Annotated in this window: 28 protein-coding genes; 11 read left to right on the top strand and 17 right to left on the bottom strand. The window is 63.1% G+C overall.

What is annotated here, in order from left to right; translation table 11 throughout:
• Positions 1 to 115: 115 nt before the first annotated feature.
• The 4 genes from purF (at position 116) to NKJ08_RS15510 (ending at position 2,984) form a co-directional block, all read left to right on the top strand.
• On the top strand, positions 116 to 1,585 hold the full coding sequence (gene purF, locus NKJ08_RS15525) for an amidophosphoribosyltransferase (protein ID WP_352527858.1): 1,470 nt from the start codon (positions 116 to 118) through the stop codon (positions 1,583 to 1,585).
• Positions 1,586 to 1,599: 14 nt separating this feature from the next.
• Complete coding sequence (locus tag NKJ08_RS15520) at positions 1,600 to 1,869, top strand: hypothetical protein (RefSeq protein WP_352527860.1); 270 nt, start codon at positions 1,600 to 1,602, stop codon at positions 1,867 to 1,869.
• A gap of 23 nt (positions 1,870 to 1,892) precedes the next feature.
• A complete protein-coding gene (locus tag NKJ08_RS15515) occupies positions 1,893 to 2,639 on the top strand; it encodes an SDR family NAD(P)-dependent oxidoreductase (protein WP_352527862.1) in 747 nt (248 codons plus the stop codon).
• Between the two features lie 123 nt (positions 2,640 to 2,762).
• Positions 2,763 to 2,984 (top strand): hypothetical protein, encoded by a 222-nt coding sequence (locus NKJ08_RS15510; protein ID WP_352527864.1) that lies wholly within the window; start codon positions 2,763 to 2,765, stop codon positions 2,982 to 2,984.
• Positions 2,985 to 3,148: 164 nt separating this feature from the next.
• On the opposite strand, the gene NKJ08_RS15505 is transcribed toward NKJ08_RS15510, so the two are convergent.
• Complete coding sequence (locus NKJ08_RS15505) at positions 3,149 to 3,655, bottom strand: OsmC family protein (RefSeq protein WP_352527866.1); 507 nt, start codon at positions 3,653 to 3,655, stop codon at positions 3,149 to 3,151.
• Between the two features lie 184 nt (positions 3,656 to 3,839).
• Between NKJ08_RS15505 and NKJ08_RS15500 the strand changes: the two genes are divergently transcribed.
• Positions 3,840 to 4,727 (top strand): DMT family transporter, encoded by an 888-nt coding sequence (locus tag NKJ08_RS15500; protein WP_352782258.1) that lies wholly within the window; start codon positions 3,840 to 3,842, stop codon positions 4,725 to 4,727.
• Positions 4,728 to 4,785: 58 nt separating this feature from the next.
• Entirely contained in the window at positions 4,786 to 5,694 is a 909-nt protein-coding gene (locus tag NKJ08_RS15495) for a DMT family transporter (RefSeq protein WP_502896118.1), read from the top strand.
• A gap of 197 nt (positions 5,695 to 5,891) precedes the next feature.
• Here NKJ08_RS15495 and NKJ08_RS15490 read toward each other — a convergent pair whose 3' ends face one another.
• The gene (locus NKJ08_RS15490) at positions 5,892 to 6,746 is read right to left on the bottom strand and encodes a LysR substrate-binding domain-containing protein (protein WP_352527870.1); all 855 of its coding nucleotides are present in this window, start codon (positions 6,744 to 6,746) and stop codon (positions 5,892 to 5,894) included.
• A gap of 113 nt (positions 6,747 to 6,859) precedes the next feature.
• Between NKJ08_RS15490 and NKJ08_RS15485 the strand changes: the two genes are divergently transcribed.
• Both NKJ08_RS15485 and NKJ08_RS15480 read left to right on the top strand, forming a co-directional pair.
• Positions 6,860 to 7,267 carry a tautomerase family protein gene (locus NKJ08_RS15485; RefSeq protein ID WP_352527872.1) on the top strand — a complete coding sequence of 136 codons (408 nt, stop codon included), beginning with the start codon at positions 6,860 to 6,862 and terminating at the stop codon, positions 7,265 to 7,267.
• A 158-nt stretch (positions 7,268 to 7,425) separates the two neighbouring features.
• Entirely contained in the window at positions 7,426 to 9,648 is a 2,223-nt protein-coding gene (locus NKJ08_RS15480) for an AMP-binding protein (RefSeq protein ID WP_352782256.1), read from the top strand.
• Positions 9,649 to 9,673: 25 nt separating this feature from the next.
• Here NKJ08_RS15480 and NKJ08_RS15475 read toward each other — a convergent pair whose 3' ends face one another.
• The 3 genes from NKJ08_RS15475 to NKJ08_RS15465 all read right to left on the bottom strand — a co-directional run bounded on the left by NKJ08_RS15475 (position 9,674) and on the right by NKJ08_RS15465 (position 11,684).
• Positions 9,674 to 9,937 carry a hypothetical protein gene (locus NKJ08_RS15475; protein ID WP_352527876.1) on the bottom strand — a complete coding sequence of 88 codons (264 nt, stop codon included), beginning with the start codon at positions 9,935 to 9,937 and terminating at the stop codon, positions 9,674 to 9,676.
• Between the two features lie 229 nt (positions 9,938 to 10,166).
• Entirely contained in the window at positions 10,167 to 10,916 is a 750-nt protein-coding gene (locus NKJ08_RS15470) for a CDP-alcohol phosphatidyltransferase family protein (RefSeq protein WP_352782254.1), read from the bottom strand.
• Positions 10,917 to 10,985: 69 nt separating this feature from the next.
• Positions 10,986 to 11,684 carry a phosphatidylserine decarboxylase gene (locus tag NKJ08_RS15465; protein WP_352782252.1) on the bottom strand — a complete coding sequence of 233 codons (699 nt, stop codon included), beginning with the start codon at positions 11,682 to 11,684 and terminating at the stop codon, positions 10,986 to 10,988.
• Positions 11,685 to 11,944: 260 nt separating this feature from the next.
• Here NKJ08_RS15465 and NKJ08_RS15460 point away from each other — a divergent pair, with 260 nt between their 5' ends.
• A complete protein-coding gene (locus tag NKJ08_RS15460) occupies positions 11,945 to 12,811 on the top strand; it encodes an SMP-30/gluconolactonase/LRE family protein (protein WP_352782250.1) in 867 nt (288 codons plus the stop codon).
• Positions 12,812 to 12,816: 5 nt separating this feature from the next.
• On the opposite strand, the gene NKJ08_RS15455 is transcribed toward NKJ08_RS15460, so the two are convergent.
• The 4 genes from NKJ08_RS15455 to NKJ08_RS15440 form a co-directional block, all read right to left on the bottom strand.
• Complete coding sequence (locus NKJ08_RS15455) at positions 12,817 to 13,164, bottom strand: antibiotic biosynthesis monooxygenase (RefSeq protein WP_352778181.1); 348 nt, start codon at positions 13,162 to 13,164, stop codon at positions 12,817 to 12,819.
• Between the two features lie 89 nt (positions 13,165 to 13,253).
• Positions 13,254 to 15,140, bottom strand: coding sequence for an ABCB family ABC transporter ATP-binding protein/permease (locus NKJ08_RS15450; protein WP_352778178.1), 1,887 nt, complete (start codon positions 15,138 to 15,140; stop codon positions 13,254 to 13,256).
• A 22-nt stretch (positions 15,141 to 15,162) separates the two neighbouring features.
• Entirely contained in the window at positions 15,163 to 15,522 is a 360-nt protein-coding gene (locus NKJ08_RS15445) for an ArsR/SmtB family transcription factor (RefSeq protein WP_352527887.1), read from the bottom strand.
• A 60-nt stretch (positions 15,523 to 15,582) separates the two neighbouring features.
• The gene (locus NKJ08_RS15440; protein WP_352782247.1) at positions 15,583 to 17,082 is read right to left on the bottom strand and encodes a LysM peptidoglycan-binding domain-containing protein; all 1,500 of its coding nucleotides are present in this window, start codon (positions 17,080 to 17,082) and stop codon (positions 15,583 to 15,585) included.
• A gap of 114 nt (positions 17,083 to 17,196) precedes the next feature.
• On the opposite strand from NKJ08_RS15440, the gene NKJ08_RS15435 reads away from it, so the two are divergent.
• A complete protein-coding gene (locus tag NKJ08_RS15435) occupies positions 17,197 to 17,808 on the top strand; it encodes an LOG family protein (protein ID WP_352527890.1) in 612 nt (203 codons plus the stop codon).
• 144 nt (positions 17,809 to 17,952) lie between these two features.
• Here NKJ08_RS15435 and NKJ08_RS15430 read toward each other — a convergent pair whose 3' ends face one another.
• Positions 17,953 to 18,840, bottom strand: a complete 888-nt coding sequence (locus NKJ08_RS15430; RefSeq protein WP_352527892.1) for a LysR family transcriptional regulator — start codon at positions 18,838 to 18,840, stop codon at positions 17,953 to 17,955.
• A 119-nt stretch (positions 18,841 to 18,959) separates the two neighbouring features.
• Here NKJ08_RS15430 and NKJ08_RS15425 point away from each other — a divergent pair, with 119 nt between their 5' ends.
• On the top strand, positions 18,960 to 19,250 hold the full coding sequence (locus NKJ08_RS15425) for a muconolactone Delta-isomerase family protein (protein WP_352527894.1): 291 nt from the start codon (positions 18,960 to 18,962) through the stop codon (positions 19,248 to 19,250).
• Positions 19,251 to 19,297: 47 nt separating this feature from the next.
• Here the strand turns inward: NKJ08_RS15425 and NKJ08_RS15420 are convergent, their stop codons facing one another.
• The 7 genes from NKJ08_RS15420 to NKJ08_RS15390 all read right to left on the bottom strand — a co-directional run bounded on the left by NKJ08_RS15420 (position 19,298) and on the right by NKJ08_RS15390 (position 26,110).
• Positions 19,298 to 20,629 (bottom strand): PQQ-dependent sugar dehydrogenase, encoded by a 1,332-nt coding sequence (locus tag NKJ08_RS15420; RefSeq protein ID WP_352782244.1) that lies wholly within the window; start codon positions 20,627 to 20,629, stop codon positions 19,298 to 19,300.
• Positions 20,630 to 20,939: 310 nt separating this feature from the next.
• Entirely contained in the window at positions 20,940 to 21,872 is a 933-nt protein-coding gene (gene rarD / locus NKJ08_RS15415) for an EamA family transporter RarD (protein ID WP_352527898.1), read from the bottom strand.
• A 157-nt stretch (positions 21,873 to 22,029) separates the two neighbouring features.
• The gene (locus NKJ08_RS15410; RefSeq protein ID WP_352782242.1) at positions 22,030 to 22,569 is read right to left on the bottom strand and encodes a hypothetical protein; all 540 of its coding nucleotides are present in this window, start codon (positions 22,567 to 22,569) and stop codon (positions 22,030 to 22,032) included.
• A gap of 4 nt (positions 22,570 to 22,573) precedes the next feature.
• Entirely contained in the window at positions 22,574 to 24,196 is a 1,623-nt protein-coding gene (cimA, locus tag NKJ08_RS15405) for a citramalate synthase (RefSeq protein ID WP_352527902.1), read from the bottom strand.
• Entirely contained in the window at positions 24,193 to 25,149 is a 957-nt protein-coding gene (pip, locus tag NKJ08_RS15400; protein ID WP_352778166.1) for a prolyl aminopeptidase, read from the bottom strand. Before pip ends, cimA begins: the two co-directional genes overlap by 4 nt.
• Positions 25,146 to 25,622, bottom strand: coding sequence for a GFA family protein (locus NKJ08_RS15395; RefSeq protein WP_352527906.1), 477 nt, complete (start codon positions 25,620 to 25,622; stop codon positions 25,146 to 25,148). The genes pip and NKJ08_RS15395 overlap by 4 nt, the downstream gene beginning before the upstream one ends.
• Positions 25,619 to 26,110 (bottom strand): GFA family protein, encoded by a 492-nt coding sequence (locus NKJ08_RS15390; protein ID WP_352527908.1) that lies wholly within the window; start codon positions 26,108 to 26,110, stop codon positions 25,619 to 25,621. Before NKJ08_RS15390 ends, NKJ08_RS15395 begins: the two co-directional genes overlap by 4 nt.
• Positions 26,111 to 26,116 lie beyond the last annotated feature (6 nt).

The following is a 26,116-nucleotide window of genomic DNA, read 5'->3' as shown; positions in this document are numbered from 1 at the left end:
CCGACGGGCATCAAGACTGTCGATTATGTGAACGCCGCACGACGTGCGTTGCTTTCGATGCGCTATGACCTTATATGGCGACTTTAGCGGAGCTTGAGCCCCAATGGCAGCCTCAGTGGCAGACGCAGACGACGTGCTTTCCGCCGAAGCCGACGACCATTTCCATGATGAATGCGGAGTGTTCGGCATTTTCGGCCGGCAGGACGCCGCAGCCATCGTGACACTCGGCCTGCACGCACTGCAGCATCGCGGCCAGGAAGCGGCCGGCATCGTTTCCTATGACGGCACTCAATTCCATGTCGAACGCCATGTCGGCCTGATCGGCGACACCTTTACCAAGCAGCGTGTCATCGACAGCTTGCAAGGCAACCGTGCCATCGGCCACACACGCTATGCCACCACCGGCGGCTCAGGCATGCGCAACATCCAGCCGTTCTTCGCCGAACTTGCCGACGGCGGCTTCGCCGTCGCCCATAACGGCAATCTCACCAACGCCATGACCGTGCAGCGCGCGCTGCAGAAGCAGGGCGCCATCTTCTCTTCCACCTCCGACACCGAGACGCTCCTGCATCTGGTTGCCACCAGCAAGGAGCGCGACCTCAACTCACGCTTCATCGATGCGGTGCGCCAGGTCGAAGGCGCCTTCTCGCTGGTGGCGATGACGGCCAAGAAGATGATCGGCTGCCGCGATCCGCTCGGCATCCGCCCGTTGGTGCTCGGCGATCTCGACGGAGCCTGGATCCTCGCCTCGGAGACCTGCGCACTCGACATTATCGGGGCGCGTTTCGTGCGCGACCTGAAGCCAGGCGAAATGGTCGTCGTCACCAGCAAGGGCATCGAGAGCCTGTTTCCATTCGAGCCGCAAAAGACCCGCTTCTGCATTTTCGAATATGTTTATTTCGCGCGGCCGGATTCGTCGGTCGAAGGCCGCAATGTCTATGAAGTGCGCAAGCGCATCGGCGCCGAGCTGGCGCTGGAAAGCCCCGTCGAGGCCGACATCGTCGTGCCGGTGCCGGATTCGGGCACCCCGGCGGCAATCGGCTTTTCGCAGGCCGCGGGCATTCCGTTCGAGCTCGGCATCATCCGCAACCATTATGTCGGCCGTACCTTTATTCAGCCCGGCGATTCGATCCGCCACATGGGCGTCAAGCTCAAGCACAACGCCAATCACCGCATGATCGAAGGCAAGCGTGTGGTGCTGGTCGACGATTCCATCGTGCGCGGCACCACCAGCCAGAAGATCGTGCAGATGGTGCGCGATGCCGGCGCCAAGGAAGTGCATATGCGCATTGCCTCGCCGCCGACGCGCGCCTCCTGCTTTTACGGCGTCGACACGCCGGAGAAATCGAAGCTGCTGGCATCGCGCATGTCGGTGGAGGAGATGGCCGAGTTCATCCGCGTCGATTCGCTTGGCTTCCTCTCGATCGACGGGCTCTACCGCGCCGTCGGCGAAGCCAGCCGCGACAACGAGCAGCCGCAATTCTGCGATGCCTGCTTCACCGGCCAGTATCCGACCCGGCTTGCCGATTTCGAAGGCTCCGACAATGTGCGCACGCTGTCGCTGTTGGCGGCGGGCGGGTCTTAGCAGACGCTGCTTCAATGCTGAAGCTGTTCTGGCTGGATTTTGAAGAAGGACGCCGCCACGGTTTTCCGATGGGCGTCGGCATCACCGCAGAAGACGAAACGGATGCGGTAGATCTCGCCAAAACACGGTTGTTTGCCAGCGGAAAATTTCCAACCGCCTACAGGATCGAGATCATCCCCGATCTGGACACCCTGGACCAGAACCATGTCAGGCCGAATATCGGCCATTACCTGCGTCGGGGAATCTGGTTTCCGACCGGTTATGATAGTAGCTGGTCTCCGTAACCTTTGATCTTCAGAGTGACCTCATGATTTCTGCCCTTGACCTCTCCGGCCGCGTCGCGGTCGTCACCGGTGCCTCGCGCGGCATCGGCTACTTCATCGCCCTGGAACTTGCCGCCGCTGGTGCGCATGTGATTGCGGTTGCCCGCACCGTCGGCGGATTGGAGGAGCTCGACGACCAGATCAAGGCGGGTGGCGGACAGGCGACGCTGGTCCCGCTCGATCTTGCCGACATGACGGGGATAGACCGGCTGGGCGGCGCCATCCACGAGCGCTGGGGCAAGCTCGACATACTGGTCGCCAACGCCGCGGTGCTCGGCGTCATTTCGCCGATCGGCCATGTCGAGGCCAAGACCTTCGAAAAGGTGATGACCATCAACGTCACTTCGACATGGCGGCTGATCCGCTCGGTCGACCCGCTGCTCAGGCTCTCCGACGCCGGCCGCGCCATCGTGCTGTCCTCCAACGCCGCCCATACGGCACGCGCCTTCTGGGCCCCCTACGCAGCGTCGAAAGCGGCGGTCGAGACCATGATGCGTTCGTGGGCGCATGAGACGGAAAACCTGCCGCTCAGGGTCAACGCCGCCGACCCAGGTGCGACGCGCACTGCGATGCGGGCGCAGGCCGTACCCGGCGAGGATCCGGAAACGCTGCCGCATCCCTCGGAGATCGCGAAGCGCATCGTGCCGCTGGCTGATCCTGAGCTCAAGGAGACGGGACTAATCTTCCAAGCCAAGCATAACCGCTTTGTCACCTACCGGCAGCCGGAGTAGATGGGCGATATCACGCGGCTGTGATGCCGTGGCTTTACGCCGCGCTCCGGCCCAGCTTTCGCCGCTTGTCCGGAGTTGATAGGATCGCGTCGACTCCCACAACAAACAAATTGAGGAAATCCTATGGCGGCTCCGAGCGTAGCGTTGGTTTGGTATCTGGTCATTGCTGGTCCGCAAGGCGGCATGGTCGTGCTGCCCAGCACCTTCGACACCCGCGAACAATGCACCTCCGCCGTCACCGAATACCAGAAGCAGCCGACGCCGGCCGGCTGGTCGGTGCAGTGCGTGCCGAGCGCCTCGCCATTCACCGACGAGGGCGATGCCGAGGAGCCGTCGGCGCAGTAGAGCTTAATCTCCCCCCTCGAGGGGGAGATGTCGCCGAAGGCGGCAGAGGGGTCGGCACGTCCTGACGCGGCTCTCCATCGCGGACAAAGGAACGCTGGCGCTCCACGCGTGGCGACCCCTCTGGCCGCCGGCCATCTCCCCCTCAAGGGGGGACATCAGCAACCTCAGCGCCGTGCGTTCACGGTCAGTTCTGGCTTCTGGTTGATGGTCTGGAACACCACGCAGTAGCGCTCGGTCAGCTTGATCAGCGCATCGATGCGCTCCTGCGGCTCGTCGGTGTCGAGACCGAATGTCAGCCGAATGGCGCGGAAGCCAACCGGCGCATCCCTTGCCACGCCAAGCGTGCCGCGAAAGTCGAGATCGCCTTCGGCTTCCACCGTAGCGGCCCCAAGCTTGAATTCCAGCGCCGTGGCCACCGCCTTCAGCGTGACGCCGGCGCAAGCCACCAGCGCCTCCAACAACATGTCGCCGGAGCAGAGTTCGAGGCCGGAACCGCCGGTTGCCGGATGCAGCCCGGCAACGGCGAGCGCCCGGCCCGTCTCGACCTTGCAGGCGATCGATTGGTCGTCGATCGAGCCCTTGGCCCGTAGAGTAATCAGCGCGCGCGAGGCGTCGTCGCGATAGGCCTCCTTCAGCGGCGCCTGCATGGCCTTCAATGCGATCGCGTCCATTTTCGTTTCTCTCCCATAGTTGCCCGGCATCGCTGCGCAACGGCGATGCCGCCTGCCCCAAACGCAAGTCCCCGCTGGCGTAGCGCTTGGCAAGATTTCGCCCGTATAGCCTGACGATACGGGCGCCCGACATCCAACGCCTTCACACCGTCTCTCGCAACACATTCGTAAGGCCGCCGGACATATGGCCGATATCGCCATTCTGGACACCCGCGAAAGGGTTCTTGCCGGCATCCTGTTCACCGGGGCTGCCTACCTGCTGTTTTCGATGCAGGACGCCTCGATCAAGCTGCTGGTCGTCGGCATAAGTGTCTGGCAGATCATGTTCATCCGGAGCGCCATCGTTCTCATCGCATGTGCGGCATTTGGCGGGCGCCAGCTGTTCGACGACACTGCACGCTCGCGGATCGTCAGGCCGATGTTCGTGCGCAGCGCCTTCACACTCGCCGCCTGGCTCTGCTACTACAACGCCGCCAGATATCTCCAGTTGGCAGAACTAACGACCATCTATTATGCCGCGCCGATCATCGTCACCGTGCTTTCGGTGCTGATGCTCGGTGAAAAAGTGCCGATGTTGCGCTGGCTGGCGGTTCTGATCGGTTTTGCCGGAGTCTTCGTGGCCTGTGACCCCGCCCATCTCGGTCTGTCGATGCCGATGCTGCTGGTGCTCGCCGCCGCCCTGCTCTGGGGCATCGCCATCGTGCTTTTGCGCAAGACGGCGATGGCAGAGCGCACGACAATCCAGCTCATCCTCAATAATTTTTACTTCCTGGTGTTTTCGGCGGTGCCGGCCCTGCTTTTGTGGCAGAGACCCGATTGGAACCAGATGCTGCTGCTGCTCAGCGTCGGCGCGTTGGGCGGCGTCGCGCAATACCTCTTGTTCGAAGGTATGAAGCGGGCGCCGGTGTCGATCGTGGCGCCGTTCGAATACACGTCCCTGGTCTGGGCCTTCGCGCTCGGCTTTGCGATCTGGGGCGACGTGCCGCGCCGCGAGGTACTTCTCGGAGCCGCGCTGATCTTTACGGCCGGCCTGCTGATCATCGGCAACGAACACTTCCGCAAGCGGCTTTAGAATGAGGCAACCGTTGCTGACACTATGGTGTCAGGACTGGGCAGCGTAGGCTGGTGAGATGACGGAATCGCTGGACATGCCAGGCACGGTGGAAAGCGCCCGCGAACGTACCCTTGGCATCATCCTGGTCTCGGCGTCGGCGGCCGTCTTCGGCCTCACCGGCGTGCTGACCAAATCGATCCATGCCGACCCGCTGACCATTACCTGCTGGCGCGGCTTCGTTGGCTCGATCCTGATCAGCCTTTATGTGCTATGGCGCCGCCACCGCTCCGGCGGTCGCGACAGCCTGCGGCTCGGCTGGCGCGGCTGGCTGCTGGCGATCGAGGGCGCGCTCGCCAGCATCGCCTTCATCTCGGCGTTCAAGTTCACCTTTGTCGCCAATGTCGCGATCATCTATGCCACCGCCCCTTTCGTCACCGCGCTGCTGGCCTTGCTGCTGGTGCGCGAACCGTTCCGGCTGCAGACGCTTGCCGCCGCCGCCGTGTCACTGTGCGGGGTGGCAATCATGGTCTGGTCGGGCTTCGGCACCGGCCATCTGTTCGGCGACGGGTTGGCGCTGCTGATGACGATCGGCAGCGCTCTCTACATGATCATGGTGCGCGCCTTTCGCGATACGCCTGTGGTGTGGGCGGGTGCGGTGTCGGCATTCCTTCTGTTCGTGCTCGGCTGGTTCGTCACCGATCCGCTGGCCGTCTCGGCCACGGACGCAGTGCTTCTAGCCACCTTCGGCTCCTCGTTCGCGCTGGCCTCGATCCTGTGGACGGAGGGCGCCCGGCTCATTCCGGCAGCCGAGTCCGGATTGCTGGGTTCGGCCGAAGTGCCATTCGCGATCCTGTTCGCCTTCCTGTTCCTCGCAGAGATCCCGCCGCCCGCCAGCATGGTCGGCGGCGCCATCGTACTTTGCGCGGTGTTCGCTCACGCCGGCCGCGACTGGCTGATGGCCAGGCAGCGCGCTGCGGATGCCTGACCAAATCCTCGCCGCGCCCGAGGGCGAGTTGGTGGTCCGATCACGGGAAATCCGTTCCTGAAAATAAATTTGAAAAGTCATGGAACCATCATCGGGCTCAGGCATTATGGCTGCGACGGGCCACCCCAAGTCCCCCCAAACCCCTCGGCCCGTCCTACTCAGAAGCCGACCGCAAGGTCGGCTTTTTCTTTGCTGGCTCAATTGGCCAAGGCCAGGTTGCCGCTGAACAACGCGGCCAGATCCTGCGCCGGCCGGTCGGCGTCCTCACGCAAGCGGATGGCGAATTCCGCGATCGGCACCGGCGGCAGATCAAGATCGCGCGGCGCCTCGACGATGCCGGAATGAGCGAAGCGCGCCGTCCTCAACGTTAAGGCGATGCCGGCGTGCACCGCCGTACGCAGGCCGGCCAGGCTGGCACTCCCGGCAGCAATGCGGTAGCGACGGCCGGCCGCATCCAGTGCACTGGTCGCCGCTTCGCGAAACCCGCAATGGGGATCGAGCAGCGCCAAGGGCAATTCCTTCTGGCGGGTGGCCAGCCCGTTCTGAGAGCAAAGCCAGATCATTGGCTCCCTGAGCACGCCGACTTCGTCCCGCGTCGGCACCTGTCGCATGGCAATGGCCAGATCAAGGGTGCCGGCTTGCAGAGCCTGCGCCAGTTCGGCGGAGCGGCCGACGCGCAATTCGATCCTGACGCGCGGATGGCTGACAGCGAAGGCCCTGAGAAGTTGTGGCAAGCCGCTGTCGGCGAAATCCTGCGTCGTGCCGATGGCGACGCGCCCATTGGCACGCGCCCCCTTCAGCGCCAGCCATGCATCGCGGTGCGCAGCAAGAATGCGCCGCGCATGGCCGACCAGATCCTCGCCCGCCGGCGTCAGGCTACGGCCTCGCCCCTGCGGCACCAGCAGCGGTTCGCCGACAACATCCTCCAGCCGCTGCATCTGCGCGGTCACTGCGGACGGCGAGCGGCCGACGATCGACGCAGCCTGCGCCAACGAGCCGCCATCGACGAACGCGAGGAAAGTCTTGAGGAGGTCGGGATCGAGCGCCTGCATAATTCGATAATATCAAAGTATTTATCAAAAACAATTCGATTTTCATGACGCAAGAATGATGGCATGATTTGTCGACGGCGAAGAGACGCCACTTGAAACCGAGGAGAAGAAACATGCCGATCATCAATGTCAGCGTTACCGGCAAGCCCGATGCCGCTTTGTCCGCCGCTATTGCCAAGGAGTTGACCGAACTGACGGCCACGCATCTGCGCAAGGACCCGACGATCACAGCTGTTGCCATTTCCTATCACGACCCCGAGCACTGGTTCGCCGGCGGCAAGTCGCTGGCCCAGCACGGCGCCAACACGGCTTGGCTCGACATCAAGGTTGTCGACGGCACCAACACCAAGCTCGAACTGGAAGCATATCTGCAGGCAATCTTCGCCGCATTCGGCCGGTTGCTGGGCAAGGTGCATGAGGAAAGCTACGCCCTCGTGCACGAAGTGCCGGCGGCCGCCTATGGCTTTGGCGGCAAGACGCAGGAATTCCGCTTCATCAGCGGAAGGATGAAGGCGGCGTAGCTGCCTTTTATGGAGAAGGCGGCCGAGCCCACTGGTGACAAGGGTGACAAGAGAGAAGGAAGAATGAAGCCGCATTGACGTTGATCCAACTTCGGCTAGGTTCTCACCCGAAGCGGCCACCGAAGAGCCGCGACGTGAGATTGTTGGGAGATGCGGCGATGATCCTGACACTGGCGCTGCTTGCGGGTCTTGTCGCGGCCTGGCTGCTGATCGGCGTGGTGGAGAAGTTCCGCCTCGGCCTGCGCTTGAGCCAGGCGCTGCTCTACGTGCCGTTCAAGCTCGCCTACCGGCTCAGTGACGAGCGCGTCAAGATTGCCCGCAAGTCGGCGGCCCCGGTCATCTACGTCATTTGGCATCAGTCGCGCATCGAGCCGGCGCTGATGTTGTCGCTGCTGCCGGAGGACACGCTGCACATCCTCGACCAGGCTTCGGCCAGATCGCCGTGGCTGGAGCCGTGGCGCGAGCTTGGCCGCACCATCGGCTTCAACGCCGAGCATGTCTTCGTCAGCCGCAGATTGGTGCGGGTGCTGAAGGGCAAGGGCCGGCTCGCCGTTTACCTGCCGGATGCGGTCGAGCCCGACGTCAAGTCGTTTCGGTTGTTTCGTGCCATCACCCGTATCGCCATGCAGGCCGACGCCCGCATCGTGCCGATCTTCGTTGCCGGGGCGCGCAGCCTGCCGGCGTCGCTGACGCCGGCGGACAAGGCGCCGCGCCATTGGTTTCCGCGGCTGTCGATCAGCGTGCTGGAGCCGATGACCATCGCCGAGCTGGTGGCGCGGAACCCCGATCAGGCCTCCAATACCAATGCGCTGTTCGATCGCTTCGCCGAGGCCAGGCTTTTCGGCAATGATCTCGACCGAGGGCTGTTCCTTGCCATGCGTGATGCCGCCGACCGCGTCGGCGCCTCGCATGCGATTATCGAGGACGTCGTCGGTGGTGCGCTGAGCTACCGGAAAATGTTTATCGGCGCCAGGGTTTTGGGCTGCCGCTTCGAGGCAATTACCGCGCCGGGCGAAGCGGTAGGGCTGCTCTTGCCCAACGCCAACGGCGTCGTGCTGTCGTTCGTCGGTGTTTTGTCGGCCGCGCGGGTGGCAGCGATGATCAACTATACCGCCGGCCCGGCGAGCGTCACCGCCGCCATCCGCACGGCGGTAATCCGCACCGTGGTCTCCTCACGCGCCTTTGTCGAAAAGGCCAACCTCGCCGACATCGTCGAGGCGGTGGAAAAAGGCGGGGCGAAACTGCTGTGGCTGGAGGATGTTCGCGCAAGCGTGACCGCGCTAGACAAGCTCGCAGCCGCCTTGCTGTGGCGCTGGCCGTTGCAACGCCAGGATGCGGCCAAGCCGGCGGTGATCCTGTTCACCTCCGGCTCGGAAGGCACACCCAAGGCAGTGGTGCTGTCGCACCGGAACCTTCTTGCCAATGCGATGCAGGCCGAAGCCCGCATCACCATCTCGCCGGCCGACATCCTACTCAACGTGCTGCCGGTGTTCCACTCGTTCGGCCTGACGGGCGGCACCATCCTGCCGCTGGTCACCGGAGTAAAGCTGTTCCTCTACCCCTCACCTCTCCACTACAAGCTTATTCCGGAGGTGGCGCGCAAGGTCCGCCCAACCGTGATGTTCGGCACCGACACGTTCCTCGCCAACTATGCCCGCACCGCCAAGGACGGCGATTTTTCCAGCCTGCGCTTCGTCGTCGCCGGTGCCGAGGCGGTGAAGCCGGAGACGCGCCGGGTTTATCGCGAACGCTTCCAGGCCGAGATCATCGAAGGTTTCGGATTGACCGAGGCCGCACCGGTGGTTGCCGTCAACACCGCCCTCCACGGTCGCGACGGCACCGTCGGGCGGCTGCTGCCGGCCATGCGCATGAAGCTGGAACCGGTCGAAGGCATCAGCGACGCCGGCCGGCTGTGGCTCGACGGGCCGAACCTGATGATGGGCTACATGACCGGCGATCGGCCGGGCGAACTGCAGCCGCTCGAAGGCTGGCACGACACCGGCGATATCGTGTCGGTCGATCGCGAAGGCTTTATCACCATTCGCGGCCGCGCCAAGCGCTTCGCCAAGATCGCCGGCGAGATGGTGTCGCTTGGTGCGGTCGAGCTGCTGGTGCAGTCGCTGTGGCCGGAAGAGCATCACGCCGTGGTGGCGGTGCCGGACAAGCGGCGCGGCGAGCGCATCGTTCTGGTCACCACCGCCGGCAATGCCGATCCCGACGAATTGCGCGAATTCGGCAAAAAAGCCGGGGCGGCCGAACTGATGGTGCCGAACGACATCGTCAAGGTCGAGGAGATCCCGGTGCTGGGCTCTGGCAAAACCGACTATGTCTCGACTAGAAAACTGGCACTCGAGAGGCTGGGACTGAGCGCTGCCGCCTGAAGTTTTCCAGACCTCGTCGAAAACTCTAGAGGACCGCTACCGATAACAGCAGAATGACGCCGACCGCCATCATCAGCAGGCCCGGCCAATTCTGTGAAAGGCCGAGAAAACGGAGCCCGCGCCGTCGCGGCTCCAGGGTTGGGCCTGGTGTTGCGAGATTTGGCGTCGGGCTGTGCCGAGCGGTGGAAAAGGGGGTCGGATCGCTGAGCCGCCCGCGCATGACGGCTGCGACCGCCATATATACAAGGCCGGCGACAGTCAGCAGCGCGCCGATGAGGATGACAGCCATTTCTCCTCGCTTTTTCCTCAGGTTCTACGCCTGTTAGGCGACCTTGGCGACGCAATCCCGAGCTGCCGCTTGGACGCATTTATCCACAAACGGTCAAGGCGCCCAGCAAGTTCCCAAAACGCACGTTCCACTGCGCCGCGTGCTCTGCGAGCGGCTCCCTAATCCAAACTGATGACCTTTTTCGGAATCTTGCACTGCCAGGCGCAGGGCGAATTTGGCAACAAATCTGTCAGCCGATGTCGGAAGACGGCACCTTCTCGCCTTCGCGCTTGGCGCGTCTGGAGTAGGCGCGCACGCTGAACGGCAAGAAGAGCAGATAGCCGGCGACCGACGCCGTCAGCGTATACCAGGGATAGGTCATCAAAAGCAGCACGTAGAGGACGACGGCGAGGATGATCGGCAGCACCCTGTCGCCCGGTATCCTGACGCTCTTGCCGGAATAGACGGGCAGTCGGCTGACCAGCAGGAACGCCACTAATATTGTAAAGCCGGTGGCAATGAAGGCCGCCAAGCGGCTGGGTTCAAGGCCAAGCCTGAGGAAGAACAGATAGAGCGGCAGCATCACCAGCACCGCACCCGCCGGCGCCGGCACGCCGACGAAATATTCGGTCTGCCACTGCGGACGGTTGATCTCTTCGTCAAGTACGTTGAAGCGAGCTAACCTCATCCCACAGGCGATCGTGAACAGGAGCGCCGCGATCCAGCCCGGCGAGCCAGCCCTGTCGAGCAGAAAGGCATAAAGCACCAGCGCCGGTGCCACGCCGAAATTGACGATATCGGCCAGCGAATCCATCTGGGCGCCGAATTTGGAGGTCGCCTTCAGCATTCGCGCCAGGCGGCCGTCGATACCGTCGAGGAAGGCGGCGAGCAGCACCATCACCACCGCCGGCTCGAAGCGGCCTTCGAAGCCGAAGCGGATGCCGGACAGGCCGGCGCAGATGGCGAGCACGGTGACCAGATTGGGCAGCACCATGCGCATCGGGATTTCGCGGATGCGCGGGCCGCCGCCGCCATGCGCCTCGAATTTCTTGAACGGCGGGGCCCCCGGTCAGGAGCTCCGCACGAGCGGCGTTGCGGCAACGCCGCCGAATTCCGCCAGCACCGTCTCACCGCCAACCGCCGTTTGGCCGACGGCGACGCGCGGCGTCGCGGTCGAGGGCAGGAATACGTCGACGCGCGAGCCAAAGCGGATGAGCCCGAAACGCTCGCCGGTGCCGATGGCGCCGCCGGTCTCGGCCCAGCAGACGATGCGCCGCGCCACCAGGCCGGCGATCTGCACCGCGGCCACCGTGCCGTTGGGGCTTTCGATGACCAGCCCGTTGCGTTCATTCTCGGTGCTTGCCTTGTCGAGTTCGGCGTTGAGGAATTTTCCTGGCCGATGCTCGATCCTGGAAATGCGGCCACGCACCGGGGAGCGGTTAACGTGGCAGGAAAAGACGTTCATGAATACCGAGATGCGGGTCATTTCACCACCGCCGAGGCCAAGCTCGCGCGGCGGCACGGCCGGGCCGACCGCCGAGACGATGCCGTCGGCCGGGCTCACCACCAGGCGGTCGTCGATCGGCGTGACACGCTCGGGATCGCGGAAGAAATAGGCGCACCAGGCGGTCAGGATGAGACCGATCCAGAACAGGGTCGAGGAGAAATAGCCAAGAAACAGCGTCGCTGCGCCGAACGCAGCGATAAAGGGATAACCCTCGCGATGGATCGGAACGAACGCATTCTTGATCGTGTCGACAAGGCTCATAGGATGAGGACAACCTTGGTTTCAGGTCCGGCCTCAATAGCGGAAACACCCCGCAGTCGCAACGCGGCAATCCGGCGGTCGGGTGACGGCGGCGTGCCGCCTCAGGAGTGCCAGCGGCATCCGGACTGCTGAAGTGGTCAACCGGAAATATGTTCATCGCGATTGTCGGCACGAGGCGCCCCCGCCCGTCCTTGGAAAGACAGCACCTCTCGTCAGCCTTTCGGCCACGACGATTTGCGCAACCCGGAGGTTCACGGCCCATGCAGAAATCAGCAGCCAGGCAAGCGCGACTAGTGATGAACGGCCTGGCGTTCGGCGAGTCGCCGCGCTGGCATGATGGCAGGCTTTGGTTCTGCAACTGGGGCACGGGCCAGATCATCGCCGTCGATAGCCAAGGCAACAGCGAGATCGTGCTTACCGTACCGGCCACCCTGCCTTATTCCATCGACTGGCTGCCGGACGGGCGGCTGCTTGTCGTGTCCGGCCGCGAAGGGCTGATCCTCAGACAGGAGACGGACGGGACGCTAGTCATCCATGCCGATCTGAGACCCCTGTCAAAGAGCCCGTGGAACGAGATCGTCGTCGACGGACGCGGCAACATCTATGTCAATGGCGGAGGGCCGGCGCCTGCTCCCGGCCAGCATTTCGGCCCCGGCACCATCGTGCTGGTCGCGCCTGATGGCTCGGTTCGGCAGGTGGCTGAGAACCTCGCCTTTGCCAATGGCATGGCGATGACGCCTGACAACAAGACGCTTGTCGTTGCCGAATCCCACGCCAACAGGCTGACTGCGTTCGACGTCGCTGCCGATGGCAGCCTCTCCAACCGGAGGGTCTGGGCCAATCTCGGCAACGGTTTTCCCGACGGCATCTGCCTCGATGCCGAAGGTGCGGCCTGGTATGCCGACGTTCCCAACAGGCATTGCGTGCGGGTACGCGAGGGCGGCGCAATGCTCGAAAGCGTCGATGTCGATCGCGGCTGCTTTGCCTGCATGCTCGGCGGCAGCGAGGGAAAAACGCTGTTCATCGTCGCCGCCGAATGGCGCGGCTTCGAACATATGATCAGCGATTCCCGTACCGGCCAAGTGCTCAGCATCGAGGCTCCCGCACCGGGCGCCGGCTGGCCGTAGAGAACTTACACGCCGGGAATCCGCTGATAGTTGGCGATATCGGCCTTGACCCCAAGTCGTGCCAGGGTCTCCTGAGGATTGAAGCCCATGCGCTCATGCGCAGTCTTGATGATCGGCACGACCTTGTCGACGGCGGCCTGCCCTTCCCATTCGACAATGGTCACGAGGTTGACCTCGCCTGGCCCCGAGAATTGCTCAAGCAGGAAATCCTGGACGAATCCTTGCTGCCGGCGCAGTAGTTCATGTGTTATCCGGACCTTGGCAAGGATCTCCTCGCGGGCGTTGGCCGGAACGACAAACTTGTCGACCCTGAACACGCTGCCGCCATTAGCTGCCTGGTTTATCCCACTCATATCGATTGTCTCCGTTTTGAACCACGCATTCTTGCTGCGATCCAAAACGACCTACGATCTCAACTTAAGTTGAGGTCAAGCACGAATTTTCAGCTCACCTCCGAGGTGCGGCGGCGGACGACGACGCCGAACTCGTCGCTTTCGCGGGCAATGCGCAGCCGCTCCTCGGCCTCCGTCGCCTCGCGCTGCCGGTCCCACATCGACGCATAGAGGCCGCGCTTGGTCATCAAGGCGGCATGGGTGCCGCGCTCGGCGATCTGGCCGTCCTGCAGGACGATGATCTCGTCGGCCGAAATCACCGTCGACAGCCGGTGGGCAATGACGATGGTGGTGCGACCCTGGCTGACCAGATCGAGTGCCGCCTGGATCTCCTGCTCGGTGTGGCTGTCCAGCGCCGAGGTCGCCTCGTCGAGCATCAGGATCGGCGGCGCCTTCAAGATGGTGCGGGCGATCGCCACCCGCTGCTTCTCGCCGCCAGACAGTTTCAGCCCGCGCTCGCCAACCATTGAACGGTAGCCGTCGGGTAACCGCTCGATGAACGGTCCGATCTGGGCCAGTTCTGCCGCCTTGCGCACATCGTCCTCGCTGGCGCCCATGCGGCCGTAGCGGATATTGTAGGCGATGGTGTCGTTGAACAGCACCGTGTCCTGCGGCACCATGCCGATCGCGGCACGCAAGCTCTCCTGCTTCACGTCGCGAATGTCCTGGCCGTCGATCAGAATCTTGCCGCGCTGGATGTCATAGAAGCGAAACAAAAGCCGCGAAATGGTCGACTTGCCGGCTCCGGAGGGGCCGACAATGGCCACCGTCTTGCCGGCCGGCACCTCGAAGCTGATGCCCTTCAGGATCTTGCGGTTGGGGTCGTAGGAAAAATGCACGTCACGGAACTCGACCTTGCCGGCATCGACGACCAGTGGCTTGGCGCCTGGCCGATCGACGATCTCCCGCTTGACGTCGAGCAGATCGAACATGTTCTCGATGTCGGTCAGGCCCTGGCGGATTTCGCGGTAGATCATGCCGATGAAATTGAGCGGCACCGAAAGCTGCATGAGCATGGCGTTGACGAAGACGAAATCGCCGACGCTCTGTGTGCCTGCCTTCACCTCGAGCGCCGACATCACCATGACGACGGTCATGCCGATGCCGAAGATCACGCCTTGGCCGAAGTTCAGCCAGCCGAGCGAGGTCCAGGTCTTGGTCGCAGCCAGCTCGTAACGCGCCGTGGAACGGTCGAAGCGCTCGGCCTCCATGGCTTCGTTGTTGAAATATTTGACTGTTTCGTAGTTGAGCAGTGAGTCGATCGCCTTCGTGCTGGCTTCGTTGTCGCTATCGTTCATCTCGCGGCGGATCGAAATACGCCAGTCGCTCGCCCTGACGGTGAACCAGACATAGAGCGAGACCGTGACCGCGATCACCAGCACGTAGAGCCAGCCATAGGTAACGGCGAAAATGCCGGCGGTGAGCGCGAATTCGACGATCGTTGGCGCCGTCGCCAGCATGGTGAAGCGGACGATCGTCTCGATGCCTTTGGTGCCGCGCTCGATGACCCGCGACAGGCCGCCGGTGCGCCGTTCGAGGTGGAAGCGCAGCGACAGTTCGTGCATATGCACGAAGGTGCGGAAGGCGAGCCGGCGCACGGCATGCTGGCCGACCCGTGCAAACAAGGCGTCGCGCAACTGGTTGAAGCCGAGCTGCACCAGCCGCACGGCATTGTAGGCGACGACCAGCATGACCGGCGCCAGCAGAAAGACCGGCAGCGGCGGCGCAGATTTGGAGTCGCCGGCCAGCGCATCGGTCGCCCATTTAAAGAAATAGGGTCCGGCCACCAGGGTCAGCTTGGCGACGACCAGCAGCACGGTTGCCCACACCACCCGCGCCCTTAGGTCGGCGCGGTCGGCCGGCCACATATAGGGCCAAAGATTGCGCAACGTTCCGAAGGTCGAGCCGGAATCGGCGGAGACGGTCTTTTCGGCCATTCTTATTGCCTTTTCGTATTTCTTAGCTGGCGCTGCAGCAGGAATTGACGAGTGCGGCTAGCGATGCGGAAACGTCGGCGAGCGCGGCACGGTCGAGTTCATAGCGCGAGCGCTGGCGGTCAGGCTCGAAGCGGATTAGCCCGGCTTCGACCAGGATCTTCAGGTGCTGGGAAACGGTGGACTGCGCCAGATCGAAATGCTCGACGACCTCGCGGCAGCAGCAGGAACGATTGGCGGAAAGGTGTTTGAGAATTTCGATCCGCGCCGGATGCGAAAGCGCCGCAAGCCGAACGGCGACGGCCCGGCTGTCCGGCGTGCAGCTAATGGGCGCGCATTTGTCTGCCGCGCGGCTTCCGTCCGTTTCGAGGGGGGATTTGGTCATCGTTTATCGGCGATAAACGATGATGGGTCCTGCCGCAAGCTGCCCTGATGGGCAGAATGGCTACTCGGTCTTGACTGGGGCCGTCGTCATCTGGTCGCCCATTGCCTTGAGATCGGCGGGCTCGCCTTCCTTCGATTTCTCCGGCACCTTGAACACCTGCCCCGGCCAGATGCGATCGGGATTACTGATCTGGTCCTGGTTGGCGAGATAGATGGTCGAGTAGCGCATGCCCTGGCCGTAGACCCGCCGCGAAATCCGCCACAGCGTGTCATGGCGGCGGATAATGACTGCGCCATCGGCATGTTCGAGCTGAGGCGCCACGGTCTCGGGAGTTTCGCCCGCAGGCGTTGCGACGGCCATTTCGGCCGGAGCCTCGGTGGCAGGAGGCGTTTCGGCGGCCGTTGCCGGTGTAGCCGGCGCGTCTTCGGTCGCCGGAGCATTCGGCTCGGCTGGTTTTATCTCGGCAGGCTTCGGCTCGGCCGGCGCGACGGCGGCAATCGCCTCGCCCGGCTCGCGCTCGAACGGCACGGCGGCACGGGCCACCACCTTCACGCCGTCGGCGTCGAGCGCATCGACATGGATGGTGTAGGTGCCGACCGGGATGTCGCGTGTCGCTTCAACCAGGAAGTGGCGGTCGGGCGAGGTCTTGCCATCTCCGAGCAGGATATCGTTGGCATAGGCGCGCACTTTGCGGCCGGGATCGGCGAGGCCGGCAACGAAAATCTTGTTGCCGTCGATTTCGACGGCTTCGACGACGATCTTGGGCTCCGCCGCGGGAGCAGCAGGCGCTGCCGGTATGGCGGGCGCTGCCGGAGCCGGCGCTGCTCCAACAGCGGCCGGCGCAGCAGGCGCAGGCGCTGCTGGAACATCAGCCGCCGGGGCGGCTGGCGCCGGCGCTGCCGCAGCCGGCAGTTCGGTGCCGGTGGCGGGTGGCTGAACGGCCGCCTGTTCGCCGGCAGGCGGCGATGCGTCAGATTTTGCCTCAGGGGCCGGAACGGTGAGCAGTTCGGACGGCTTGCCCGGCTCTTCGACCATCGCCAGCACCTGGCCGGTGGAATTCTGGGGGAGCGAAACGACGGCGGTCTGCGGCGACACGGTCAGGACATTGCCGGTCGTCGAGCGCAGCGTGATCGTATAGTCGCCGGGTTTCAGCGGATCGTCGAGAATAATCGCAAAGGCGCCATCGGGACCGGCGACCGTCGAGCCGAGCACAGTCGAACCGTTGAGGATCTCGACCTTGGCATTGGGCGCTGCATTGCCGGCGACGACGATCGAGCCGTTGCTTTCGACGCGCACGATGTCGAAGGTCGGCACGATCGCACCTGCGGCGGCCGGCGCGGCGGGCGTCGCCGCATCGGTGGACGCGGCGGGCGCTGCTGGCAGCCGGCTCTCGGTCGCCGGAGCGGCCGGTTTCGAAGCCGGCGGCGTCAGTGCCGCGACTTCCGCCGGCGGGATGGAATTGAGATACGGGTCGAGTGCGCCCGATACGTAGGCGGTTCCCGCCGCGGCGACAGAGCCTCCGGCCGCGAACAAAAACGCCTTCAATGGATTGATTTTCATGTTTCCCTGCCCCTTAGCCACCTAATTTCGGTCTAGCCTGTTTTGCCAAAGCCGACAAGAAAAAGCCCGCCCCAGGGCTTGACCACGCCAATAGTCCCTATCACCAATCATCACATGAACACGATTCGATCTGTCTGCGTCTATTGCGGCTCGTCTCCGGGCCGTGATGAAACCTATATCAAGGCCGGACACCTGCTTGGCCGCTCGATCGCCAAGTCCGGCCTGCGTCTGATCTATGGCGGCGGCACCAAAGGTATCATGGGTGCCGTCGCTGAGGGGGCATTAAAGGCCGGCGGCAAGGTAACGGGCATCATTCCGCGTTTTCTGATCAACAAGGAGGCGACCGAAACCGCGCTTCACCGGCTCGACGAGCTCGTGATCACCGACAATATGCACGAGCGCAAACACAGGATGTTCGAGAAATCCGACGCCTTTGTGGCGTTGCCCGGCGGCATCGGCACGGTCGAGGAGATCGTCGAAATCATGACCTGGGCGCAGCTTGGCCATCACCGCAAGCCGATCGTCTTCGGTAACGTCGGAGGGTTCTGGGATCCGATGCTGACGCTGCTCGACCACATGGCAACGGAAGGCTTCATCCACACCGCGCAGCGGGTCAAGCCCCTGGTAGTCGAGGACCCGGAAGCAATCGTCGCCGCAATCATGGTGGCGGGATCGTCCGTCGATGCGCCGACGGAGGGCGTGCAGTCGGTGATTGATAAGATGTAGAGTGAATAGTGAATAGTGAATAGTGAATAGTGAATAGTGAATAGTGAATAGTGAAGTACGAGACCTTCCGAACCGGCGCCTGTCTATCCCCCTACTGACTACTGACTACTGACTACTGACTACTGACTATTCACTATTCACCATTCACTCCTGCCCTACTGCCTTCCTTAAGTCTGCGATGACCGCGCGCTTGTCCTGACGCCGCCAGGCAAGATGGATTGAGACAGTGCGTTCGAACCACGGCAGATCGCGAAACACGATCTGAGGCGGCGCGGCACTGCGCAGACTGGCCTGCACCGTCGCCAGCCCAAGCCCGGCGCTGACCAGCCCCAGCGACGTCAACGGATCGGTCGTCTCATAGGCAATGTCGGGCAGGAAGCCGGCCTTCGCACAGGCGGCGACAAACTGGCTGCGATTGGTGTCGTCGGGCTGGCGCACCACCGTGATCCAGGCGCGTCCATCGAGTTGCTGCGGCCGTATGTTGGCGATATCGGCCAATGGATCACCTTCCGGCAATGCCAGCACTAGCGGCTCGCGCATGATGAGCATGGTGGCGATGTCGGGATCGTCGGCAGAAGGAGGCGTGTAAACGAGCCCCAGATCGAGCGATCGTTCACGCAGCGCTTCGATCTGCGCGGCGGAACGCTGGCCCTTCAGTTGAAGATGAAATTCGGGCCGATCGCGGCGAAACTGACGCAGCATCCGGGCGACAAGCCCGGCATGGACCGCGCCCTCGACATAGCCGATAGCGAGACGGCCGACGGTGCCGCTGGCGAGATTGCGGCCGAGCTCCTCCAGCCGCCTTGCATGGGCCAGCAACGCCCGCGCCTCGGCGAGAAAGGCGCGGCCCTCGGCATTAAGATGAACGCGCTGCCTCGCCCTTTCGAATAATGCGACGCCCAGTTGCTCCTCCAGCTGCATGATCTGACGACTGAGCGGCGACTGCGAGATATGCAGCAATTCGGCGGCACGCCCGACATTGCCGGTTTCAGCGACGGCAATGAAATAGCGGAGCTGGCGCAGGTCGAACATTGTTTGCTCCGATGCTCAAGTCTCGTGAGGTCTCAACTTTAGCCTAATCAGTCTTGGACTGTCTGGCCAGTCGAGGCGAATAGTTTCGCCATTCCAACTGCCAACGTCAGGAGATTCCGATGCAGTTCTTTGCCCTTCTTGCGCGCAACACCGAAAAGTTCGCCGACGCCGATTTTGCGCCGCTGCTGCCCGGCGAATCCGAGCAGCGCCGAACGCTCTACGCCGAGGGTGTCATGCGTCAGGTCTGGAACCGAGGCGACATTCCCGGCAGCGGCATGATGTTCGAAGCCGGCAGCGATGCCGACGTGCGCCGCCATCTCGCAACCTTGCCGCTGGTCAAGGCCGGCATGATGGACATTGCCGCCGTTGTGCCGCTGCAGCCCTATCCCGGCTTCGGGCCGAAGCGGTGAGCATCGGCGACATCGAACGGACGCGGATGGCGGCGACCAGCCTGCGCTCAACGGCGATTGGCTCGGCTGACCCGCCAGATGACATTGCCGACATCGTCGACGACGAGCAGTGCGCCGGCCTGATCGATAACAACGCCGACCGGACGGCCCATCGCCGTGCCATTCCGCCCGATGAAGCCAGTGAGCACGTCCTTCGGGAGACCGCTCGGTTTGCCAGCACGGAACGGCACAAAGATCACCTTGTAACCGCTGCGCACGCTTCTGTTCCACGAGCCGTGCTGGCCGATGAAGGCGCCGTTGCCGTAGGCCGGACCGAGCTGCGCGCCCTTGGAGAAGGTAAGTCCCAGCGAGTCCGTATGGGAACCCAGCGCATAATCGGGCTTGATCGCCCTCGCCACGAGATCGGGGCGCTGCGGCTTGACGCGTTTGTCGACGTTCTGTCCGTAGTAGCTGTAGGGCCAGCCGTAGAAAGCGCCGTCGCGAACCGAGGTCATGTAATCCGGCACGAGATCGTCGCCGATCTCGTCACGCTCGTTCACGGCGACCCAAAGCTCGCCAGTTTCAGGGTTCCAGGAGAGCCCGTTCGGGTTGCGCAGCCCCGACGCGAAGACCCGGGTGCGGCGGTTGGACAAATCCACTTCAAGGACGGCGGCGCGGTTCTTCTCCGCGGCCATGCCGTTTTCTCCAACGTTACTGTTCGAGCCGACGGTGACATAGAGCGTGCGTCCATCCGGACTTGCGATCACGTCCTTGGTCCAATGATGGTTGAGGTCTCCGGCCGGCAAGTCGATGATCTTTTCCGGCGGCGTGGTGACCTGGGTCTGGCCATTGGAGTAGGGGAAAGCGACGAGCGCGTCGGTATTGGCGACATAGAGCTTGCCTTTGGACAGCGTCATACCGAAGGGTGAATTGAGGCCTTCGGCGAATGTCCTGCGCACATCCGCAATGCCGTCGCCATTGGTGTCACGCAGGAGCGTGATGCGGTTGGCGCTTGGGGTCGCGGCGCCGGCCCGCTTCATAGCCAGTCCCATGAAGACCTTTTTCAGGCTGAAGCCTTCGTCATGCTTAGCAGGGGCATTGGTTTCGGCAACCAGCACGTCGCCGTTCGGAAGCACATGTAGCCAGCGCGGATGGTCGAGGCCGGTGGCGAAGGCGTTCACTCTCAGTCCCTTCGCCGGGGTCGGCATACCGCCGTTCTGCCAGCCTTTCGCCTCGGCGATGTTAACGGTCGGGATCAGCGTAGGCCTTGGTTTCGGTAAAGTGGGGTTGGGGCCATAGCCGGTTATTGTCCCCGTTTTCTGCGCCGGAACGCCAGCGCAGCTCACCATGAGCGCTGCCAATACGGCTATGACCAAGTTTCGCGGGAAGCCGGCATTCATCGGACGTCCTCCGCACGGATTTGCGTCGTGCTCTTTGCGTAAACGCAAGTCAACGGCTTATTATTCCAATTGCTTCGAAACAGCGGCGCTCGTGATCCGTTGCCTGCAATCTTAGCATAAGGACCAGGAATCGCGACCGATCTGCCCTCCGGCATGAATAATACGGCGCGAACGGCGTCTTATATCCGCACTTTCAATCCAAGGCGGAACTTGCGCGTGAAAGCGTGGCGGCTGCTCTGGAGGCTCGGTCGCATCAAGGAAGCGTTGTCTGCGGTGTCGCCGCTTATCGCGGCAGTCACCTAGCTCTTCGTCAGGCGGCTCGGACGGTTGTAGCGCCTGCCCTTCGCGCCGAAGAAAACATCGACCAGGAATACATCGCCAGCGCTGTCCAGATCAGGCCAAAGGCGATGGCCTGGGTGCCGCCGAACGGCTCGCCGAAGATCAGCACCGCGATCAGGAAGACGATCGTCGGTGCGATATATTGCATGATGCCGATGGTGGAGAGGCGCAGCAGCCTGGCGCCGAACGCGAACAACAGCAGCGGCACGGCGGTGACCGGTCCGCAACCGATCAGCAAGGCAGTGTCGTTCAACGAGCTGGAGACGAAATGATCCTGTCCTGTGGCGATCAGGAAGATGATGTAGCCGAGCGCCGGCACCGACAGCAGCAGCACTTCAAGCAGGAAGCCCTGGCTCGGGCCGATTGGCAGCGTTTTGCGGAAGAAGGCATAGGCGGCAAAGGAAAACGCCAGCACCAGCGACACCCAAGGCAGTTTGCCGGCGTCGATCGTCAGCACCGCGACCGCGATTGCCGCCAGCACCACCGCCGCGATCTGCAGGCGGTCGAGCCGCTCGCCGAGCAGGAGCGCGCCGACAACGACGCTAACAAGCGGGTTGATGTAGTAGCCAAGCGCGGTCTCGATGGTGCGGTCGACCGCGATCGCCCAGACATAGATGCCCCAGTTGATGGAAATCAGCGCCGCCGTCAGCACCGCCATCGAAATGATGCGCGGCGAACGGACTGCCGCTTTGAAATCGGCAGTGCGGCCTGCCCAGACCAGGACGGCGGCGGCGATCGGCACCGACCAGACGATGCGGTGGGCGATGACTTCGGCCAGCGGCAGATGCGCGACAGCCTTCATGTAGAAGGGCAGCAGCCCCCAAAGGAGGTAGGCGCCAAGCGCCAGCAGGAAGCCGCGACGAGCTTTGGTGTCGGCTTCGATTTGCAGTGCTTGGGCGGTCATGGCCCAACGCTATGCGCCAGCCGCCCTGTCAAAACCATCGCAAACTTCTGATGGATCAATGGAGTCTCGCTGATGGTTCAACACGACCACCAATGTCGAACAATTGCCGCTGCCTGCGAGAGTGAGTACCGCAGGTCTACCCCAGCACGAAACGATCTCAACGCTGAGCAGGCTTTTCCCTGAGTTCGAAAAAAACGCTATCGGGCGTGCCTTCATCGTGCCTGAAGCCCGTCAGCTCCGCCGCAAGATCGAGAGGGATTTCGAAAACGAAATCGACCTCGGGATTTTCGACATCTTCTTCGTCCTGTTTAGAAAAACACTGCTGCTTCAGCGCTTCGAATAACGCGGGGAGATCACCCGTGACATGCAAATCCCTAACGGTCTTGTCGCCGCCATGCCAGACTTTCCAGATGTTCCTTCCGTCGCGCCAGAGTTCGGCGCGTGCAAACATGACATGTTCTTCTATATGCGCGATAACGACTTCCCGATCTTGCGAGATCGCGGCCAGATATTGCTGAGGCGGGTTCGGAAAGCTGCAGGGATCAAGAATAATGATCGCCCAGTTCTTTTCGCTGGCATGGGCATTCACCGGTGCTTCGAAAATCTCCGATCGATCGCCAATCTCGCGCCCGAACAAGGCCGCAGTTTCCTTTATCCCGCAACCAAGAAAACCCAGCCAGCTTATCGAGAAGCCCATTTCCTCACTCCGCCGCGACCAGCCCGGCCATGTCTCGGTTCTTCATCAGCTTGTAGACGATCGAATCCATCAGCGCCTGGAACGAAGCGTCGATGATGTTTTCGGAGACGCCGACCGTCCACCAACGCGCGCCGGTGCCGTCATGCGATTCGATCAGCACGCGGGTGATCGCCTCGGTGCCGCCATTGAGGATACGCACCTTGAAGTCGGCCAGCTCGAGGTCGGCGATCTCGCTCTGGAATTTGCCGAGATCCTTGCGCAGCGCAATGTCGAGCGCATTGACCGGGCCATGGCCTTCGGCCACCGACATCTTCTCCTCCCCCTCGACCAGCACTTTCACGATCGCCTCTGAGACCGTCTTCAGCTGGCCATTGGCGTCGAAGCGGCGCTCGACCATGCAGCGGAACGAGGTGACCCGGAAGAATTCCGGCAGGCCGTGCAGCATCTTGCGCGCCAGAAGCTCGAAGCTGGCGTCGGCACCTTCGTAGGCGTAGCCCTCGGCCTCGCGCTCCTTGACGACGGCGATCAGCGCGTCCAGCCGGTGATAGTCCTTCGGCATGTCGATGCCGCGCCGTTTCAGCTCGGCTAGGAAATTGGCCTTGCCGCCCTGGTCCGAAACCATGACGCGGCGGCGGTTGCCGACTGTCTCGGGCGGCACATGCTCGTAGGTCGCCGGCTCCTTGGCCAGCGCCGAGGCATGGATGCCGGCCTTGGTGGCGAAAGCGGAGGCGCCAACATAGGGAGCCTGCGCTTCCGGCGCGCGGTTCAGCAACTCGTCGAAGGCGCGGGACAGGCGCGATATGCCGGTCAACGTCTCTGCCGAAATGCCTGTTGCAAAGCGGCCGGAAAAGGCCGGCTTCAATGCCAGTGTCGGCACGATCGAGATCAGGTTGGCGTTGCCGCAGCGCTCGCCTATGCCATTCAGCGTGCCCTGAATCTGGCGCACGCCGGCCTCGACGGCGACAAGCGAATTCGCCACCGCCTGGCCGGTGTCGTCATGGGCGTGGATGCCGAGATAGTCGCCCGGTATGCCGGCGGCGATCACCTTTTCGACGATGGCGCGCACCTCAGAGGGCTGCGTGCCGCCATTGGTATCGCACAGCACCACCCAGCGGGCGCCGGCATCGTAGGCCGTCCTGGCGCAGGCCAGGGCATAATCGGGGTTGGCCTTGAAGCCATCGAAGAAATGCTCGCAGTCGACCATCGCCTCCTTACCCGAACTGACGGCCGCCTCGACCGATGCCTTGATCGCCTCGAGGTTCTCCTCATTGGTGCAGCCGAGCGCGACGCGGACGTGGTAGTCCCAGCTCTTGGCGACGAAGCAGATGGCATCCGACTTCGACTGAACCAGCGCGGCGAGGCCGGGGTCATTCGAGGCCGACACTCCTGCCCGCTTGGTCATGCCGAAGGCGACGAACTTGGCATTGGCCGTGCGACGCTCGGCAAAGAACGCGGTGTCGGTTGGATTGGCGCCGGGGTAACCGCCCTCGACGTAGTCGATGCCGAACTCATCGAGCAGCTTGGCGATGGCGATCTTGTCCTCGACGGAAAAGTCGATGCCCGGCGTCTGCTGACCATCGCGCAGCGTGGTGTCGAAGAGGTAGAGGCGCTCGCGAGCCATGGTCATTTCCCGGCAAATATGTCCGTCGCGCGGATCAGCCTGTCGAGGATGCCCGGCTCCGAATAGGCATGGCCGGCGCCTTCGATCAGATGGAAATCCGCTTTCGGCCACGCCTTGTGCAGCGCCCAGGCACAGCGCGCCGGGCACGGCATGTCGTAGCGGCCGTGAATTATGGTACCTGGGATATCCTTAAGCTTCCATGCATCGCGCAGCAGCTGTCCCTCTTCCAGCCAGCCGGCATGGACGAAGTAGTGGTTCTCGATGCGGGCGAAAGCGACGGCATAGTCATCCTGGCCGAAGGGACCACTGGTTTCCGGTTCCGGCAGCAGCGTGATCGTCTCGCCCTCCCATAGGCTCCAGGCGCGAGCGGCCTCGACCCGCGCCTTAGGATCGCTGCCGACCAGCCGCTTGCGGTAGGCGGCCATCATGTCGCCGCGCTCGACCTCAGGAATCGGCGCCAGAAACCGCTCCCATTTGTCGGGGAACATCTCCGAGACGCCGAACTGGTAGTACCATTCGAGTTCGGCGCGGGTCAGTGTGTAGATGCCGCGCACGACCAGTTCGCTGACCCGCTCGGGGTGCGTCTCGGCATAGGCCAGCGCCAGCGTCGAACCCCACGAGCCGCCGAATACCAGCCATTTATCGAAGCCGCACATTTTTCGCAGGCGCTCGATGTCGGCGACCAGGTGCCAGGTGGTGTTGGCTTCGAGCGAGGCATTGGGCGTCGATTTTCCGCAGCCGCGCTGGTCGAACAGGATGACTTCATAGAGTTTCGGGTCGAACAGCCGCCGGTGGTTTGGCGAAATGGTGCCGCCCGGCCCGCCATGCAGGAATACCGCCGGCTTGGCACCCTTCGTGCCGGAGCGCTCCCAATAGACCTGATGGCCATCGCCAACGTCGAGCATGCCGGACTCGAAAGCCTCGATCTCGGGATAGAGGGTGCGGAATTCGCTGCTCATAGTTTCAGGCCTTGCTGCGGCCAGTTGGCCGTCTCGTGATCGGGATGCTGGAAGGAGATGATGGATTCCTGCCGGGCGTAGTAATCCGGATCGTCATGGATCGGTGCGTCGAAGATCGTCTCCACCCAAGGCAGCCTGGCGGCGTAGTTGACTTGGATCTGTGGCGCAAGGTCGGAGCGGTCGTCGAAGGCGCCGATGGCAATCTCAAGGGCGCCGGGCTGCCGGTAAGTCAGCGGCGTGCCGCAGCGGGCGCAAAAGCCGCGATCGATGTTGACCGACGACTGAAAGTAGCTCGGCTCCTCGCGCAGCCATTCGACGCCGTCGCTCGGCACCGTCACCAGCGCCCCGAAAAACGAGCCGAACTGCTTCTGGCACATGCGGCAATGGCAGATAGAGGGGCGGCCGAGCGCCCCGTGGATGCGGAAGCGCACGGCGCCGCATTGGCAGCCGCCGGTACGAACGGTTTCGGTCATGATCTTTCCTCCGGCGGCCATTGTTCGGTGTCGTGGTCGGGATGCTGATAGGAGATGAGATCGGCGAGATAAGGTGTCGACGAGATATCGGCCATCGTCTCCTCACCGGGCAATTCGTGGACATGATCCACATAGGGGAGCTTGGCTTCGACACCCCATTGGATCGTCGGCGCGATCTCCTCGGGATGGTCGAATGCGGCAATGGCGAGCGCCACGCCGTCGGCCGCTTCGAAGGTCAGCGGCGTGCCGCATTCGGCGCAGAAACCGCGCGAAGCCGCGTTCGACGAGCGGAAGCGTTTGGGCTCGCCCCGCGTCCAATCGAGTGTTGCGCCGCGCACCGAGACCAGCGGCAGGTAGAAATTGCCGCTCGCCTTCTGGCACATACGGCAATGGCAGACGGACGCATCGCCCAGCGCGCCTTCGACGCGGAAGCGCACCGCGCCGCACTGACAGCCGCCTGTGTAGACCGGCCTGTTGTCGAGGCTCATCGCGCA

Source organism: Mesorhizobium sp. M0244 (assembly GCF_040321795.1).
Lineage (GTDB): Bacteria > Pseudomonadota > Alphaproteobacteria > Rhizobiales > Rhizobiaceae > Mesorhizobium.
This window is presented reverse-complemented; position numbering and strand designations above follow the sequence as displayed.

Coding starts and splice junctions, on each gene's coding strand:
- NKJ08_RS15450 (WP_352778178.1), bottom strand. CDS start 15,140: ATGGCCGAAAAGACCGTCTCCGCCGATTCCGGCTCGACCTTCGGAACG.
- NKJ08_RS15485 (WP_352527872.1), top strand. CDS start 6,860: ATGCCGATCATCAATGTCAGCGTTACCGGCAAGCCCGATGCCGCTTTG.
- pip (WP_352778166.1), bottom strand. CDS start 25,149: ATGAGCAGCGAATTCCGCACCCTCTATCCCGAGATCGAGGCTTTCGAG.
- NKJ08_RS15395 (WP_352527906.1), bottom strand. CDS start 25,622: ATGACCGAAACCGTTCGTACCGGCGGCTGCCAATGCGGCGCCGTGCGC.
- NKJ08_RS15430 (WP_352527892.1), bottom strand. CDS start 18,840: ATGTTCGACCTGCGCCAGCTCCGCTATTTCATTGCCGTCGCTGAAACC.
- NKJ08_RS15425 (WP_352527894.1), top strand. CDS start 18,960: ATGCAGTTCTTTGCCCTTCTTGCGCGCAACACCGAAAAGTTCGCCGAC.
- rarD (WP_352527898.1), bottom strand. CDS start 21,872: ATGACCGCCCAAGCACTGCAAATCGAAGCCGACACCAAAGCTCGTCGC.
- NKJ08_RS15410 (WP_352782242.1), bottom strand. CDS start 22,569: ATGGGCTTCTCGATAAGCTGGCTGGGTTTTCTTGGTTGCGGGATAAAG.
- NKJ08_RS15475 (WP_352527876.1), bottom strand. CDS start 9,937: ATGGCTGTCATCCTCATCGGCGCGCTGCTGACTGTCGCCGGCCTTGTA.
- NKJ08_RS15435 (WP_352527890.1), top strand. CDS start 17,197: ATGAACACGATTCGATCTGTCTGCGTCTATTGCGGCTCGTCTCCGGGC.
- NKJ08_RS15515 (WP_352527862.1), top strand. CDS start 1,893: ATGATTTCTGCCCTTGACCTCTCCGGCCGCGTCGCGGTCGTCACCGGT.
- NKJ08_RS15505 (WP_352527866.1), bottom strand. CDS start 3,655: ATGGACGCGATCGCATTGAAGGCCATGCAGGCGCCGCTGAAGGAGGCC.
- NKJ08_RS15460 (WP_352782250.1), top strand. CDS start 11,945: ATGCAGAAATCAGCAGCCAGGCAAGCGCGACTAGTGATGAACGGCCTG.
- NKJ08_RS15390 (WP_352527908.1), bottom strand. CDS start 26,110: ATGAGCCTCGACAACAGGCCGGTCTACACAGGCGGCTGTCAGTGCGGC.
- NKJ08_RS15420 (WP_352782244.1), bottom strand. CDS start 20,629: ATGAATGCCGGCTTCCCGCGAAACTTGGTCATAGCCGTATTGGCAGCG.
- NKJ08_RS15465 (WP_352782252.1), bottom strand. CDS start 11,684: ATGAGCCTTGTCGACACGATCAAGAATGCGTTCGTTCCGATCCATCGC.
- NKJ08_RS15520 (WP_352527860.1), top strand. CDS start 1,600: ATGCTGAAGCTGTTCTGGCTGGATTTTGAAGAAGGACGCCGCCACGGT.
- NKJ08_RS15470 (WP_352782254.1), bottom strand. CDS start 10,916: ATGCGCATGGTGCTGCCCAATCTGGTCACCGTGCTCGCCATCTGCGCC.
- NKJ08_RS15445 (WP_352527887.1), bottom strand. CDS start 15,522: ATGACCAAATCCCCCCTCGAAACGGACGGAAGCCGCGCGGCAGACAAA.
- cimA (WP_352527902.1), bottom strand. CDS start 24,196: ATGACCATGGCTCGCGAGCGCCTCTACCTCTTCGACACCACGCTGCGC.
- NKJ08_RS15510 (WP_352527864.1), top strand. CDS start 2,763: ATGGCGGCTCCGAGCGTAGCGTTGGTTTGGTATCTGGTCATTGCTGGT.
- NKJ08_RS15480 (WP_352782256.1), top strand. CDS start 7,426: ATGATCCTGACACTGGCGCTGCTTGCGGGTCTTGTCGCGGCCTGGCTG.
- NKJ08_RS15500 (WP_352782258.1), top strand. CDS start 3,840: ATGGCCGATATCGCCATTCTGGACACCCGCGAAAGGGTTCTTGCCGGC.
- NKJ08_RS15455 (WP_352778181.1), bottom strand. CDS start 13,164: ATGAGTGGGATAAACCAGGCAGCTAATGGCGGCAGCGTGTTCAGGGTC.
- NKJ08_RS15440 (WP_352782247.1), bottom strand. CDS start 17,082: ATGAAAATCAATCCATTGAAGGCGTTTTTGTTCGCGGCCGGAGGCTCT.
- NKJ08_RS15490 (WP_352527870.1), bottom strand. CDS start 6,746: ATGCAGGCGCTCGATCCCGACCTCCTCAAGACTTTCCTCGCGTTCGTC.
- NKJ08_RS15495 (WP_502896118.1), top strand. CDS start 4,786: ATGACGGAATCGCTGGACATGCCAGGCACGGTGGAAAGCGCCCGCGAA.